1 protein-coding gene is annotated in these 430 nt (G+C 66.3%); it reads right to left on the bottom strand.

Annotated elements, in window-relative coordinates; genetic code table 11:
* Positions 1-49: 49 nt before the first annotated feature.
* The coding region (locus M8J74_RS44265; protein WP_249841782.1) for an alpha-glucosidase C-terminal domain-containing protein at positions 50-430 on the bottom strand (381 nt) is incomplete at its 5' end.

The raw sequence follows: 430 nt of genomic DNA, 5'->3' as shown, positions 1-430 counted from the left end.
TCCTTGGCGGGGGTGTCCTCGAAGGTGTCCTGAACGGGCTCGTTGACGATCATATGGTGGGTGACCCTCCGATCTGCGGGGTGGACGGTCGCAGGACGGTGAACACGTGCGCGGGACGAGTGCCCGGTTCGAGGCGTACGTAATTCGCCCTGCCCCAGTGATAGGTCTCGCCGGTGAGCTCGTCGCGCACCGGCACCGACTCGTGCCAGTCCAGGCCGAGTTGCGGCATGTCCAACGAGACCGTGGCCTCCTGGGTGTGGTGGGGGTCGAGGTTGGCGACCACCAGAACGGTGTTCGACCCGCTCCGCTTCGAGTACGCGATCACCGCGTCCTGGTCCGCGTGGTGGAAGTGGAGGTCGCGCAACTGGTGGAGGGCGGGGTTGGCCCGCCGGATGGTGTTGAGTTTGGTGATCAGGGGGGTGATGGTGCG

The sequence above is a fragment of the Streptomyces panaciradicis genome (assembly GCF_023516615.1).
GTDB lineage: Bacteria > Actinomycetota > Actinomycetes > Streptomycetales > Streptomycetaceae > Streptomyces > Streptomyces panaciradicis.
This window is presented reverse-complemented; position numbering and strand designations above follow the sequence as displayed.